Source organism: Aeromonas bestiarum (genome assembly GCF_028751155.1).
Classification (GTDB): domain Bacteria; phylum Pseudomonadota; class Gammaproteobacteria; order Enterobacterales; family Aeromonadaceae; genus Aeromonas; species Aeromonas bestiarum.
In genome coordinates, this window is record NZ_CP064746.1 from 618,684 (window position 1) to 632,476 (window position 13,793).

The window sequence follows — 13,793 nt, forward strand, 5'->3', positions numbered from 1 at the left end:
GAGGGGGCTTTTTCAGGCGTGAAACTGCCTTACAGGGCGGCGATTTCGGCCTGCTGGGTCTCGAGGGTCACCAGCTGGGCGCGATACTCTTCCAGCTTCTCGCGCTCCTTGGCGATGACGGCTTCCGGCGCCTTGGCCACGAAGGCCTCGTTGCCGAGCTTGCCTTCGATGCGGCCACACTCGCCGACCAGCTTGGCTACTTCCTTGGCCAGACGGGCCAGTTCGGCATCCTTGTCGATGAGACCGGCCATCGGGATCATCAGCTCGGTGGCACCGATCAGCTTCTTCACCGACAGGGGAGCCACTTCGCCGTCCGCCAGCACGCGGATGGATTCCAGACGGGCAAGCGACTTGAGGAAGGCCTCGTTGTCACCGGCGCGGCGGGCGTCCTTGGCATCGCATTTCAGCAGTACGTTCAGGCCCACGCTCGGCGCCACGTTCATCTCGGCGCGGATGTTGCGAATGCCGACGATGAACTCCTTCACCCACTCCTGATCCGCCATGGCGGCCTCGTCTACCTTGGCGGCATCGAACTCAGGGAAGGCTTGCAGCATGATGGTGTCGGCGTGCACACCGGTCAGCGGCGCCACCGATTTCCAGATGGTTTCGGTGATGAAGGGGATGATGGGGTGCGCCAGACGCAGCAGGGTTTCAAGGACGCTGACGAGCGTGTGACGGGTGGCACGCTGCTCGGCTTCGGAACCCTTGCCCAGCACCGGCTTGGTCAGCTCCAGATACCAGTCGCAGAACTGGTTCCAGATAAACTCGTACAGCACGCCGGCCGCGATGTCGAAGCGGTAGGTATCGAGCGCGGTGCGGAAGTCGCGGATGGCAACTTGCAGCTGGGACTGGATCCAGCGATCCGCCAGACTGAACGCCATCTCACCACCGCCAAAGCCACAATCCTGATCTTCGGTGTTCATCAGCACGTAGCGGGAGGCGTTCCACAGCTTGTTGCAGAAGTTGTTGTAGCCATCCAGGCGCTTCATGTCCCAGTTGATGTCACGACCTGTACTGGCCAGCGCCGCCAGGGTGAAGCGCAGGGCGTCGGTGCCGTGGGCCTCGATCCCTTCCGGGAACTGCTTGGCGGTACGCTTGCCGATCTTCTCGGCCATCTGCGGCTGCATCATGTTGCCGGTGCGTTTCTCCATCAGGTCTTCCAGCGAGATGCCGTCGATCATGTCGAGCGGATCCAGCACGTTGCCCTTGGACTTGGACATCTTCTGGCCTTCTTCGTCACGGATGAGACCCGTGATGTAGACGGTCTTGAACGGGACTTGCGGCTGGCCGTTTTCGTCCTTGATGAAGTGCATGGTCATCATGATCATCCGGGCGATCCAGAAGAAGATGATGTCGAAGCCGCTCATCAGCACGTCGGTCGGGTGGAAGGTCTTGAGCGCCTCTGTGTTGTTCGGCCAGCCGAGGGTGGAGAAGGTCCACAGGGCGGAGCTGAACCAGGTGTCGAGCACGTCTTCGTCCTGACGCAGTGTGGTCACGGACGGTATGCTGTGCTTGGCACGCACTTCCGCCTCGTCACGACCCACGTAGACGTTGCCGGCATCGTCATACCAGGCCGGGATGCGGTGACCCCACCACAGCTGACGGGAGACGCACCAGTCCTGAATGTCGCGCATCCAGGAGAAGTACATGTTCTCGTACTGTTTGGGCACGAACTGGATGCGGCCATCTTCCACCGCCTCGATGGCGGTCTTGGCCATGGGCGCCACGCGCACGTACCACTGGTCGGTCAGCATGGGCTCGATGGGCACGCCACCGCGATCGCCGTAGGGCTGCTGCAGCACGTGATCCTTGATTTCGGCCAAGAGGCCCAGCTCGTCCAGCTTGGCCACGATGGCCTTGCGGGCGGCGAAGCGCTCCATACCGGCGAACTCGGTCGGCAGGGCGGCGTCGTAGGCTGTGCTGGGGTTGCCGTTGGTGTCGACCACTTCGGCCTCGGCGCGCACGTGGGCGTCCAGGGTGAAGATGTTGATCATCGGCAGGTTGTGGCGCTTGCCCACTTCGTTATCGTTGAAGTCGTGGGCCGGGGTGATCTTCACGCAGCCGGTGCCCTTCTCCATGTCGGCGTGTTCGTCGGCGACTATGGGGATCAGACGATTCACCAGCGGCAGCAGGATATGCTGGCCGATCAGCGCCTTGTAACGGGGATCTTCCGGGTTCACTGCGACGGCGGTATCGCCCAGCATGGTTTCCGGACGAGTGGTGGCGACGATCAGGTGATCCTGACCCTCGGCTGTCTTGGCGCCGTTGGCCAGCGGGTAGCGCAGGTGCCACATGTGGCCCTTGATCTCGCGGTTTTCCACTTCCAGATCGGAGATGGCGGTGTTGAGCTTGGGATCCCAGTTCACCAGACGCTTGCCGCGGTACATCAGGCCATCTTCGTAGAGACGGACGAACACTTCCTGCACGGCGCTCGAGAGACCCTCATCCATGGTGAAGCGCTCGCGCTCCCAGTCCACAGAGTCGCCGAGGCGGCGCATCTGGCGGGTGATGGTGCCACCGGACTCTTCCTTCCATTGCCAGATCTTGTCGATGAAGGCATCACGGCCGTAGTCGTGACGGGTCTTGCCCTCTTCGGCGGCAATCTTGCGCTCCACCACCATCTGGGTGGCGATACCGGCGTGGTCTGTGCCCGCCTGCCACAGGGTGTTCTTGCCCTGCATGCGGTTGTAGCGGATCAGGGTGTCCATCAGGGTTTGCTGGAAGGCGTGACCCATGTGCAGGCTGCCGGTGACGTTCGGCGGCGGGATCATGATGCAGAAGGAGTCTTTGCTGGTGTCGCCGTGGGGCTTGAAGTAACCCTGGGCTTCCCAGTGCTGATAGAGCGCCTGTTCGATGGCGTTGTGATTAAAAGTCTTTTCCATGGTCTCGCCGTATTCTGGATGGATGGAGTCTGGTGTTGATTCGTCGTGGATCGAGGGTGGTGCAGTCAGGGCTGCGCCGGATCCGGTGCGGCAAGGACGGGCTGATCCCTCATCTCGAGGGCATGGCCTGCCTGGCGATAGTGCTTGTAGCGCTCGCGGGCTTGCTGCTTTTGCGTTTCGTCAGTGGGGACAAAATCTACCACTTGAGCGAAGTGTCCTGCAAACAAAGGTGTCTGTCTGGCCAGATTGATGAGGCGGGCATAGCGCCGCTTCGGCGGCTGATGGCCGATCTCCACCGGTGCCTGACCGCTCTCGCCCTGCAGCTGGTGCGGCACGAAACGCTCAGGTGGCAATTGCCACAACAGCTCGTCCAGGCGCATGGCCTGGGCTTCGTCGTCGCACAGCAGGTAGAGATGGCCCGCACTCCAGCCATCGGCTGCGAGCTGGCAGGCGAGCCGCTCGACGGCGGTGGCCTGCGCGTCATCCGGCTCGCTCATCAGGTAAAAGGTCACTTGGCTCATCAGGTTGATCCCGTTTGCGGTGACGGACTATTGGCCGCCAGTGAGGGTTGGCAGGGGTGTTTTCCTGCCAGCACTCAATGAAACAAGGAAGAGGCGGGCCTCTTCCTTGTGGTACTGGGCAACTCCCGCGCTTCCGATGTATTCACCGGAAGGGGCAGGAGAGTTACTCCTTCTCTTCGATATCCACGCCGGCCCGGTTGAGCAGGAACTGGGTCAGCAGGGGTACCGGACGACCGGTGGAGCCTTTATCCTTGCCACTCTTCCAGGCGGTGCCGGCGATATCCAGGTGAGCCCAGTTGTACTTCTTGGTGAAGCGCGACAGGAAGGCGGCAGCGGTAATGGTGCCGGCCGGACGGCCCCCCAAGTTGGTCATGTCGGCGAACGGGCTCTCCAGCTGTTCCTGATACTCGTCGAACAGCGGCAGGCGCCAGGCGCGATCGCCGGCCTGTTCGGAGGCGTTGAGCAGCTCATGGGCCAGCGGGTTGTGGTTGGCCAGCAGACCCGTGGTGTGGTGGCCCAGCGCTATGATGCAGGCGCCGGTCAGGGTCGCCACGTCGATGACGGTCTCGGGATCGTAACGATCCACGTAGGTGAGCGCATCGCACAGCACCAGACGGCCTTCCGCATCCGTGTTCAGCACTTCTATGGTCTGGCCGGACATGGAGGTGAGGATGTCACCCGGGCGATAGGCGTTGCCACCCGGCATGTTCTCGCAACCGGCCAGCACGCCTATGACGTTGATGGGCAGCTGCAACTGGGCCAGGGCGTGCATGGTGCCGAGCACGGAGGCGGCGCCACCCATGTCGTACTTCATCTCGTCCATGCCTTCGGCCGGCTTGATGGAGATGCCGCCGGAATCGAAAGTCAGACCCTTGCCGACCAGCACTATGGGCTTGGCATCGGCGTTGCCCTTGTATTCGATGATGGCCATCATGGCTTCATTCTCGGAGCCGCGGGCCACCGCCAGATAGGAGTTCATGCCGAGCTCGGCCATCTCCTGCTCACCGATCACCTTGGTGGTAATGTTGTCGAAGGCATCGGCCAGACGACGAGCCTGGGAGGCCAGATAGGCCGGATTGCAGACGTTGGGCGGCATGTTGGCCACGTCGCGACATACCCGCACCCCTTTCGCCACGGCCAGACCGTGGGAGATGGCTTTCTCACCAATGGTCAGTTCCCGACGCGTCGGCACGTTGAACACCAGCTTGCGCAGCGGACGGCGCGGCTCGGCCTTGTTGGTCTTGAACTGATCGAAGCTGTAGAGGCCCGCCTTGGTGGTTTCCACCGCCTGGCGCACCTTCCAATAGGTATCCCGACCCTTGACGTGCAGTTCGGTCAGGAAGCAGACCGCTTCCATGGAACCCGTCTCGTTGAGGGTGGTGATGGTCTTGTTGATGATCTGCTTGTACTGGCGTTCGTCGAGTTCCCGCTCCTTGCCGCAACCGACCAGCAATACGCGCTCGCTGAGCACGCCCGGTACTTGATGCAGCAACAGCATCTGGCCTGGTTTCCCTTCCAGGTCGCCACGGCGCAGCAGCGAACTGATATAGCCATCGCTGATCTTGTCCAGTTGTTCGGCAACCGGAGAGAGGCGACGCGGCTCGAATACGCCGACCACGACGCAGGCACTGCGTTGCTTCTCAGGACTGCCACTCTTTACACTGAACTCCATGGAATCTCCTACATCCTAAAGACAAAAGGCACCTTTTATTGAATAATGCGGTGCTTGTTGGGGTATCAGAGGCGGAGCGAACAGCCATAGGCTCCGCAGTTCAAACTGGTAAAAATCCAATATACGGCCCTATTTTTCAGGCATTCGACTAAAAACACAAGTTTACTTGGGAATGACTGTGATCGTTTTCCGATATTTGTTCAGGGAAACCCTGAAAACCCAGCTGGCAGTGTTGTTCGTGCTGCTGCTTATCTTTGTCAGCCAACAATTTATCCAGATCATCGGTGATGCCGCCGATGGCGAGGTGCCGACGCGCCTGGTCTCCACCCTGTTGCTGCTCAACCTGCCCAATATGGCGCTGTTGATGCTGCCTATCAGCCTGTTTTTAGCCATCTTGTTTGCTCACGGTCGCCTGTATGCCGAAAGTGAGATGACAGTGATGCATGCGGTGGGCTTCAGCCACCGCTTCGTGATGCGCAGCGCCATGGTGCTGGCCTTGCTGACCGCGGCCGTCGCCGCCTTCAATACCGGCTGGATCGCCCCGCAGGCCAAGGAGCGCGAGTATCAGGTGATCGACGAGTTCAAGGCCGATCCGGGTATCTCCTTTCTGCAGGCCGGCCGTTTCATGGAGCTCGACAAGGGGCGCCTCGTTGCCTACATCCAGGAGCTGAACGACAAGGGCTCCCGGCTGCAGAAGATCTTCGTGCTGCAACGCTCCCAGGAGGGCAAGCCACCCTCAGTGGTGGTGGCGACGGAGGGGGTGGTGACGGTCGATGAGAACGGCCTGCAGTGGCTGACCCTGAAGGATGGCTCCCGTTACGAGGGCCACTTCAGCAGCAAGCAGTTCCAGATCTCCGAATTTGACGAGTACAGCCTGGTGATCCGCCAGCAGGAGATGGAGCGCTCCAGCCGCAAGGCGGCCGCCAAGCCGACTCTGGAGCTGCTGGGAACGCAGGACAACGGCATGATGGCCGAGTTGCAGTGGCGCCTGTCGTTGCCGCTCTCCATCCTGGTGCTCACTTTCCTGGTGGTGCCACTGGCCAGGGTCAACCCCCGCCAGGGACGTTACGCCAAGCTGCTGCCGGCCATCTTGCTCTATCTTTCCTACTTCCTGTTGCTCAGCGCGGCGCGCTCGGCCATCGACAGCGGACGCCTGCCCCACTGGCCGGGGATGTTCCTGGTGCCGCTGGCCTATCTGCTGTTGATCGGTCTGCCGCTCAACCTGCAGGGCACCAGCTGGTGGAACGGGATCAAGACCCTCTATTTCAAGAGAAAATCGGCATGATGTTGCCATCTGGGAGTCTCTACTGATGTTTGGCATTCTCGATAGACATGGCGACCGGATCATTTTGATGTCGCTTCCTCTCTATACGTCTGTATTTGAGGAAAAAATCAGCATGATGCTGCAACCGGGGAGTTTCTGCTGATGTTTGGCATTCTCGATAGATATATCGGCCGGGTTATTTTCATGTCGGTCCTGTTGTGCGAACTGACCCTGGTCGGGCTGGCTGCGCTCATCAAGTATGTTGAGCAGCTCAGATCCGTGGGGGAAGGCAACTACGACATGATCAATGCGCTCTATTACGTCCTGCTCTCCATGCCCAAGGAGGCGGTTCAGTTCTTCCCGCTGGCTGCCCTGCTGGGCGGGCTCATAGGGCTGGGCCAGCTGGCGACCAGCTCGGAGCTGGTGGTGATGCAGGCGGCGGGTCGCTCCAAGATCAGCATAGTGATGGCTGCGCTCAAGACGGCCATCCCCTTGATGATACTGGTGGGCCTGATGGGTGAGTATGTGGCGCCCATCGCCAAGCGGATGGCGGATGACGTCAAGGCGGGGGCCCTGTCGGAAGGGCGGCTGACGGTCTCGGCTTACGGGGTCTGGGCGCGCGATGGCAACAACTTCGTCAACATCAACGGGGTGCGCAACGACGGCGCCTTGACCGGCATTACCCTCTATCGCTTCACCCCGGAGCGCAAGTTGATCGATATCCTCCAGGCGCAGGAGGGGGTGTTTGAACAACACCACTGGTTGCTCAAGCAGATCCTGGTCACCCGCTTCGACGATCCCAAGCAGATCCAGAGCGAGACGCAGGCCCAGATGGAGTGGACCTCTGAGCTCACCCCCAAGCAGCTGGGAGTGGTGAGTATCGATCCTGAAAACCTGCCGGTGGCCGGGCTGCTCGACTACATAGGCTATCTGGATGCCAACAAGCAGGATGCCGGGCGGTACAAGCTGGAGATGTGGCGCAAGCTGCTGTCGCCGCTCTCCGTGGTGGCCATGATACTGCTGGCCTCCTCCTTCATCTTCGGCCCGCTGCGTTCGGTGAGCATGGGCGCGCGGATGCTGATGGGGATCATGACCGGCTTTGCCGTCTACGTGAGCGATCGGGTGTTCGGCCCCATCAGCCTGGTGTACGCGGTGCCACCCATCCTTGCCGCCATCGCCCCCAGCCTGCTGTTTGGCGGTATCTCCTTCTATATCCTCAGTCGCAAGCAGTAATACGCTGTGCGGTAATGCAAAAAGGGCACCTGTTGGTGCCCTTTTTCGTTGCTGCATTGACCTGCAATTACTTGTTCAGCATCTCCAGATTTTCCTGTTTGCCGAGCACCACCACTTCACATTCGGACCAGATGTCCTGAAAGGCGCGCGGTGCCTTGCGGTTGAACAGGCACATCAGGTTGCCGAGGCCGAAGGCCGCCGTTGCCAGCCGGATCAGGGCCTGAGTGATGCGGATGTTGCTGCCATCCGCATTCTGGATGCGCAGGCGCCAGGCGCGCATGCCTATGGTCTGACCGGCACGGGTCCAGAACCAGGTGTAAAAGCCACAGATGATGAAGGCGAGCCAGGCACTGTAAATCGGGCTGGTCAGCAGCCAGGAGGCATCTTTGCCTTCTGGGATGGTGGCCGCGCCGGTTGCCAGCAGCAAGTGTGCCCCCCCCATCCCGATGAAGCCGGCGATGATCAGCAAGGAGATGACTACCAGATAGTCATAGAGCAGGGCGCCGAGTCGGCGCAACAGGCCAGCCGAAGGGTAGTGGGGGACTGTGTGGGAGGTGGATGTGGGTTGGACTGGTTTACGCTTGGCCATCGTTCTTATTCCATTAATATGATGCGGGCATTCTATGTAACTGACCCCGCATCGGCAAGGCGTTGAATAAATGAGCAAACGAGAGTGCGCACGCGAAAAACACCTTGCATGGCATCGCGCCATTCGTATAATCCCTCGCAGTTGCCCGGGTGGCGAAATCGGTAGACGCAGCGGATTCAAAATCCGCCGATGAATAATCGTGTCGGTTCGAGTCCGACCCCGGGCACCATCAGATTAAGTGACAAAAGGCCATCAGCAATGATGGCCTTTTGTTTTTCTGCCTCCTGGTGTTCCCTTCTTTATCCCTTTATCCCTTTATCCCTTTATCCCTTTGTCCATGAGCACTCTCATCGTTCGTATGCTGGGTGGCTTGTTTCTGCCACATTCGGCTGTGTGTCCGTCACCGCTCTGCAATCTGTTCCGGCTTATGATCTGCTCTATTTCGGTGCGTGCTGGTTGCGCTGCACAGCAGAAGTGCGCGCTTGCTCAGGTTGGCGCAGCTTGTGATCCAATCTGGTGCATTGGTCAACCTGCTTGATATTAAGGTGTTGATTATAATCAACTTAGTGAGTTGGCCTGCTTTATGCTTTAAAGCAATCATGTCGCCATGACGCTGCCCGATGAAGGAAGCATGACCAGGGCAGTGGCAAGTGTGTGCTGAGTGTGAGTTTGTGTGGATTGTCGGATTCGATGTTCATATCAGGAAATGGACCCGGACAGGTGCCGGGACGACAGGGAAGGAGATGGCTGTATGCTCAAGAGACTCGTGATGACTGGCCTGTTGGCGCTTGCCGCCTTGCTGGCCGCCCCCAGTTGGGCTGAAGAGGTGGTGGCCGCATCGGCCGAGGTCGTGCAGGCCGCGGCGCCAGTCGCAGCCGCTGTGACCATCAACAAGGGGGACAACAGCTGGATGTTGCTGTCGGCGGCACTGGTGATCCTGATGTCCATTCCGGGACTGGCCCTGTTCTATGGCGGCCTGGTGCGCAGCAAGAACATGCTGAGCGTGTTGATGCAGGTGTTCACCCTGTTCTCGCTCATCTGCGTGCTGTGGATCCTCTACGGTTATTCGCTGGCCTTCACCGAGGGCAACAGTGTCTACGGCTCCTTCAGCAAGGCGCTGCTCAAGGGGGTCACGCCTGACTCCATTGCGGCGACCTTCAGCAAGGGAGTCGGCATCAGCGAGTTTATCTACGTGGTGTTCCAGGGGGCCTTTGCGGCCATCACCTGCGGCCTGATAGTGGGCGCCTTCGCCGAGCGCATCAAGTTCGCCGCCGTGCTGCTGTTCTCGGTGATCTGGTTCACCTTCGCCTACATACCGCTGGCCCACATGGTGTGGTACTGGGCAGGCCCGGATGCCTATACCACGGCCGAGGCGGCGGCGACCGCGACGGCGACGGCCGGTTATCTGTTCCAGCATGGTGCACTGGATTTTGCGGGCGGCACAGTGGTGCACATCAATGCCGCCGTGGCGGGTCTGGTGGGGGCCTATCTGGTGGGCAAGCGTCTGGGCTACGGACGTGATCCCATGACACCGCACAGCCTCACCATGACAATGATAGGGGCCTCCCTGCTCTGGTTCGGCTGGTTCGGTTTCAACGCCGGCTCCGCGCTGGAAGCCAACGGCATAGCCGCACTGGCCTTCATCAACACCTGGGTGGCACCGGCGGCGGCGGCGCTCTCCTGGACCTTGGCCGAGTGGGTAATGAAGGGGCGTCCCTCCCTGCTGGGTGCGGCCTCCGGCGCCGTCTCCGGTCTGGTGGTGATCACTCCGGCGGCCGGTTTCGTCGGGGTTGGCGGTGGCCTGGTGATGGGCCTCATCAGCGGCGTGGCCGGTTTGTGGGGGGTTCACGGCCTCAAGCGTCTGCTGGGAGCCGATGACAGCCTGGATGTGTTTGGCGTGCATGGGGTGTGCGGCATTCTCGGAGCCCTGCTGACCGGCGTCTTTGCCAGCCCGGAGCTGGGCGGCACCGGGGTGTGGGACTATGTCACCAACCAGGTTGCGGAAGGCTACTCCATCCTGGCCCAGGTCAAGATCCAGGCCATCGGAGTCGGGGTCACCATCCTCTGGTCCGGGGCCATCTCGGTCGTGGCCTACAAGCTGGTGGATCTGCTGATCGGCCTGCGAGTGAAGGAAGATGCGGAGCGGGAAGGGCTGGATGTCACCACCCACGGTGAGAAAGCCTATAGCCTGTAACCGCGCTGGGTCACTTGCTGACAGGATCGCCGCCGGTTATGCCGGCGGCTTTTTTATGTCTGCAAAAGTGGAGTGCGCCTTGCCCCAGCTTTTATGCCTGCAATTTGACAGGATCTCCGCTAAACTCTGCCACCCTTGAATGGGCTTGCCCCATTTTCCCCATCATTTTCTACGCCTTTGGAGCCGCTCATGCCGTTAGTGGGACATCAACACCAGATCGAGATCCTGGAACTGACCGACAAAGGGGATGGCAAGGGACGCCTGTTCGATCGCCCCCTGTTTGTCGAGGGTCTGCTGCCCGGTGAGCAGGCGCTGGTTGAGCTGACCGAGGTCAAGCCGAACTATCTGCATGGCAAGCTGACCGAGCTGCTCCAGCCGTCTGCCGATCGGGTCGCCGATTTCTGCCCCAACACAGAGTGCGGTGGCTGCCAGGTGCGCCCGCTGGCCTACCCGGCCCAGCTCAAGCTCAAGCAGGCACTGGTGCAGAGCGCACTGGAACAGGTCGGGCTGGGTGACACCACAGTCAACCCCATCCTCGGCATGGAGAGCCCGTTCGCCTATCGCAACAAGGCGCAATATGCGGTGCGTGGCTGTGAGGCCGGCGCCGAGATTGGTTTTTATCGCAAGCACTCCCACGATCTCATCACAGCGGACGATTGCGCCGTGCAGGACTCGCTGCACGTGGAGCTCAACGCCCGGGTACGTGGCTGGATGCGCGAGCATGACATCGCCGCCTATGACGAAGTGAATCACACCGGCTGCGTGCGCAACCTGATGACCCGCAAGGGCTTCAAGAGCGGCGAGCTGATGGTGGTGCTGGTGACCCTGGGTGAAACACTGCCGTTCGAAGCCGAGCTGCTGGCGAGCTTGAGCGATCTGCCCATCACCACCCTGGTGCAGAACATCAACGATGAGCGCACCAACCGCATTCTGGGTGCGAGCAACCGGGTGCTGCTGGGTGAAGGGGTGATCCGCGACAAGATCCATGAGCTCGAGTTCGAGATCTCGCCGCTCTCCTTCTTCCAGAACAACCCGACCCAGACCGATGTGCTCTACTCCAGCGCCCTCGAGTATGCCGAGCTGACCGGCAACGAGACTGTGTTCGACATCTATTGCGGTATCGGCACCATCTCCCTGTTCCTGGCTGGCAAGGCCGCCAAGGTGGTGGGGATAGAATCGGTGGAGAGCGCCATCAGCGACGCCCGTCGCAACGCGGCCCTCAACGGCATAGAGCACACCGAATTCCACGTGGGCAAGGCCGAGCAGCTGATGCCCGAGCTGCACGCCCAGGGCGTGACCGCCGACGTGGTGGTGCTGGATCCGCCTCGCAAGGGTTGTGACAAGGCGGTATTGCAGACCCTGGTTGCCATGGCACCGCGCCGTCTGGTCTATGTCTCCTGTAACCCGCAGACCCTGGCCCGCGATCTCGCCTGGCTGGTCAAGCAGGGCTTCGTACTGGATGAAGTGCAGCCGGTCGACATGTTCCCGCATTCCATGCATGTGGAAGCGGTTGCCCGCCTGAGCCTGCCTGCCAAGGGCTGACAGGCACTCGCGCCACAGCGATTGAATTAGCCAGATGGCTCTGTTAAAAACGACTCCAAATGGAGTCGTTTTTTTATGTCTGTCATTCAGGTGCCGAGCCATGGTATCGGACTTGGATTTGGGCAGAGGGGCGGGAAATAGAAGGGGTGACAGTATGAGGTGCAGACCATGAAAGGTATCTTGCTACGCTGGTTGGCTCGCTACGATGGCTGGTGTCAGGAGTGGGGACTCACCCCGGAAAACCGGCGCTGCTGCGCGCCGGTGCGTTATGACGAAGATGAGCAGGAGGAACCGGCGTCGGAGGGCGACGCCTCGTCACTCAATCAAAATTGCGCGTCACGGCCCCGGTAACGCTGTTGTAGTCAAAGCTCAATCCATCCGGGTAAGCCGGGAAGCGGGCAATGGAGTCGCGCAGGGTATAGCGGCAGTTGCTGTGAGGCTCGCCATCTTCATCTATATGGTTGCCGGGTTGCTCGCTGGACAGATAGTCGGCTTTGACCTGGATCTCGGGATCCTGATCGACCGAGGCGACAATATAGCTGCTGTCCAGCAGCCCCTGAAACAGCAGGCGGCAGTCTGACTGGTTGCTGACCGAGATGTAGTCTCCCTGACCGGGAACGTAAGGCTCATTGATCCCCTTGTGGCCCTGATCCTCATCCGTGCCGGCGGGCCAGCCATAACGGTTGATGTCGAGGTTGCGTTGACCCATGCTGCCCAGATTGTAGAGTGCCTGGCCCTGCGCCTTGACCGCCCAGCCTGCATGGGCAAGCTGCACCGCGCTGGCGAAGCTGCCGGCGGTGGCGGCAACCGTGCTCTTGAGGGCATCATCCTTGATATTGATAAAGCGGGGCATTGCCGTTACGGCCAGGACCCCAAGCACTATGATGACCATCACCAGTTCTATCAGGGTAAAGCCATGGTTCGAGCGTTTCATTATTGAGTAGACCCATCAAGTACGACAAACAGGTGAAAGCGACATGCAACTGATCGACACCCATTGCCATCTCGATTTTCCCGTCTTCGATCCAGACAGGGCGGCGTTGCTGGCCGAATGCCGGCAGTTGGGGGTGGGCGAGTATATCATCCCCGCCGTGGGAGAGGAAAACTGGACTCGCGTGATGGCGCTGGCGGAGCAGTACCCGGGGATCACCTACGGGCTGGGCATTCACCCCTGGTATGTGGGCACCCAGACCCAGGGTGCGCTGACGCGATTGCAGGCGTTGTTGGCTGCCCGGCCCCCTGGCCTGGTGGCGGTCGGGGAGTGCGGGCTGGATCTGCGCAGCCAGGTGCCGCAGGAGGGGCAGCTGGCCTGGTTCGAGGCGCAGATCAGGCTGGCCATGGAGCATGAGCTGCCACTGATAGTCCATTCGGTGCGGGCCAACGACACGGTTGCCAAAATTTTGCGCCGCTTCAAGCCGGCCTCTGGCGGCGTGATCCACGCCTTCAGCGGCTCTCTGCATCAGGCCGAGGTGTTCTGGCAGCTTGGATTCAGACTGGGGATCGGCGGCGTCATCAGCTACGAGCGGGCCAACAAGACCCGGGAGGCGATCCGCGACATGCCGCTGGAGGCCCTGCTGCTGGAAACCGATGCGCCCGACATGCCGTTGCAGGGTCAGCAGGGCATTCCGAATACCCCCGCCAACTTGCCGAAGATTGCGCAACTCTTGGCCGAATTGCGGCAACAGCCCTTGAGTCATGTTGTCGCGGTGTTACATGAATCCACTTTTCACACTTTCCCGCTCGGACACTCTGAAATTAACACCTGATTAACTCTTGATAGCATCATGATAAAAAACGGGGCGAGTAAAAATCGTTTGCGGTCTAATTTGACGACCTCTAGCGCATTTCATGCTTATAAAATGTGACCAGCATTCTACTTTGTCGCACCGTAATTAG

Annotated in this window: 10 protein-coding genes and 1 tRNA gene; 6 read left to right on the forward strand and 5 right to left on the reverse strand. The window is 60.3% G+C overall.

Annotated elements, in window-relative coordinates; all coding sequences use genetic code 11:
* Nucleotides 1–29 precede the first annotated feature (29 nt).
* The 3 genes from IU367_RS03015 to pepA form a co-directional block, all read right to left on the reverse strand.
* Nucleotides 30–2,882, reverse strand: coding sequence for a valine--tRNA ligase (locus tag IU367_RS03015; protein ID WP_274453409.1), 2,853 nt, complete (start codon nt 2,880–2,882; stop codon nt 30–32).
* 65 nt (nt 2,883–2,947) lie between these two features.
* Nucleotides 2,948–3,403: a DNA polymerase III subunit chi gene (locus IU367_RS03020; RefSeq protein ID WP_274453410.1), complete on the reverse strand. Its 456-nt coding sequence runs from the start codon at nt 3,401–3,403 to the stop codon at nt 2,948–2,950.
* Between the two features lie 163 nt (nt 3,404–3,566).
* A complete protein-coding gene (pepA, locus tag IU367_RS03025) occupies nt 3,567–5,075 on the reverse strand; it encodes a leucyl aminopeptidase (protein WP_043139860.1) in 1,509 nt (502 codons plus the stop codon).
* A gap of 172 nt (nt 5,076–5,247) precedes the next feature.
* Between pepA and lptF the strand changes: the two genes are divergently transcribed.
* Nucleotides 5,248–6,360, forward strand: coding sequence for an LPS export ABC transporter permease LptF (lptF, locus tag IU367_RS03030; protein WP_043139858.1), 1,113 nt, complete (start codon nt 5,248–5,250; stop codon nt 6,358–6,360).
* A gap of 141 nt (nt 6,361–6,501) precedes the next feature.
* Nucleotides 6,502–7,572: an LPS export ABC transporter permease LptG gene (gene lptG / locus IU367_RS03035; protein WP_103473041.1), complete on the forward strand. Its 1,071-nt coding sequence runs from the start codon at nt 6,502–6,504 to the stop codon at nt 7,570–7,572.
* A gap of 67 nt (nt 7,573–7,639) precedes the next feature.
* On the opposite strand, the gene IU367_RS03040 is transcribed toward lptG, so the two are convergent.
* Complete coding sequence (locus IU367_RS03040) at nt 7,640–8,161, reverse strand: RDD family protein (RefSeq protein ID WP_274453411.1); 522 nt, start codon at nt 8,159–8,161, stop codon at nt 7,640–7,642.
* Between the two features lie 143 nt (nt 8,162–8,304).
* Between IU367_RS03040 and IU367_RS03045 the strand changes: the two genes are divergently transcribed.
* From IU367_RS03045 to rlmD, 3 genes are all read left to right on the forward strand, one after another.
* Nucleotides 8,305–8,390: transfer RNA gene (locus IU367_RS03045), tRNA-Leu, on the forward strand.
* A gap of 522 nt (nt 8,391–8,912) precedes the next feature.
* Complete coding sequence (amt, locus tag IU367_RS03050) at nt 8,913–10,355, forward strand: ammonium transporter (RefSeq protein ID WP_274453412.1); 1,443 nt, start codon at nt 8,913–8,915, stop codon at nt 10,353–10,355.
* A 189-nt stretch (nt 10,356–10,544) separates the two neighbouring features.
* Entirely contained in the window at nt 10,545–11,897 is a 1,353-nt protein-coding gene (gene rlmD / locus IU367_RS03055) for a 23S rRNA (uracil(1939)-C(5))-methyltransferase RlmD (protein WP_043554495.1), read from the forward strand.
* Between the two features lie 319 nt (nt 11,898–12,216).
* On the opposite strand, the gene tppF is transcribed toward rlmD, so the two are convergent.
* Complete coding sequence (gene tppF / locus IU367_RS03060; protein WP_241280725.1) at nt 12,217–12,834, reverse strand: type IVa pilus pseudopilin TppF; 618 nt, start codon at nt 12,832–12,834, stop codon at nt 12,217–12,219.
* A gap of 40 nt (nt 12,835–12,874) precedes the next feature.
* Between tppF and IU367_RS03065 the strand changes: the two genes are divergently transcribed.
* Complete coding sequence (locus IU367_RS03065) at nt 12,875–13,663, forward strand: TatD family hydrolase (protein WP_274453413.1); 789 nt, start codon at nt 12,875–12,877, stop codon at nt 13,661–13,663.
* Nucleotides 13,664–13,793 lie beyond the last annotated feature (130 nt).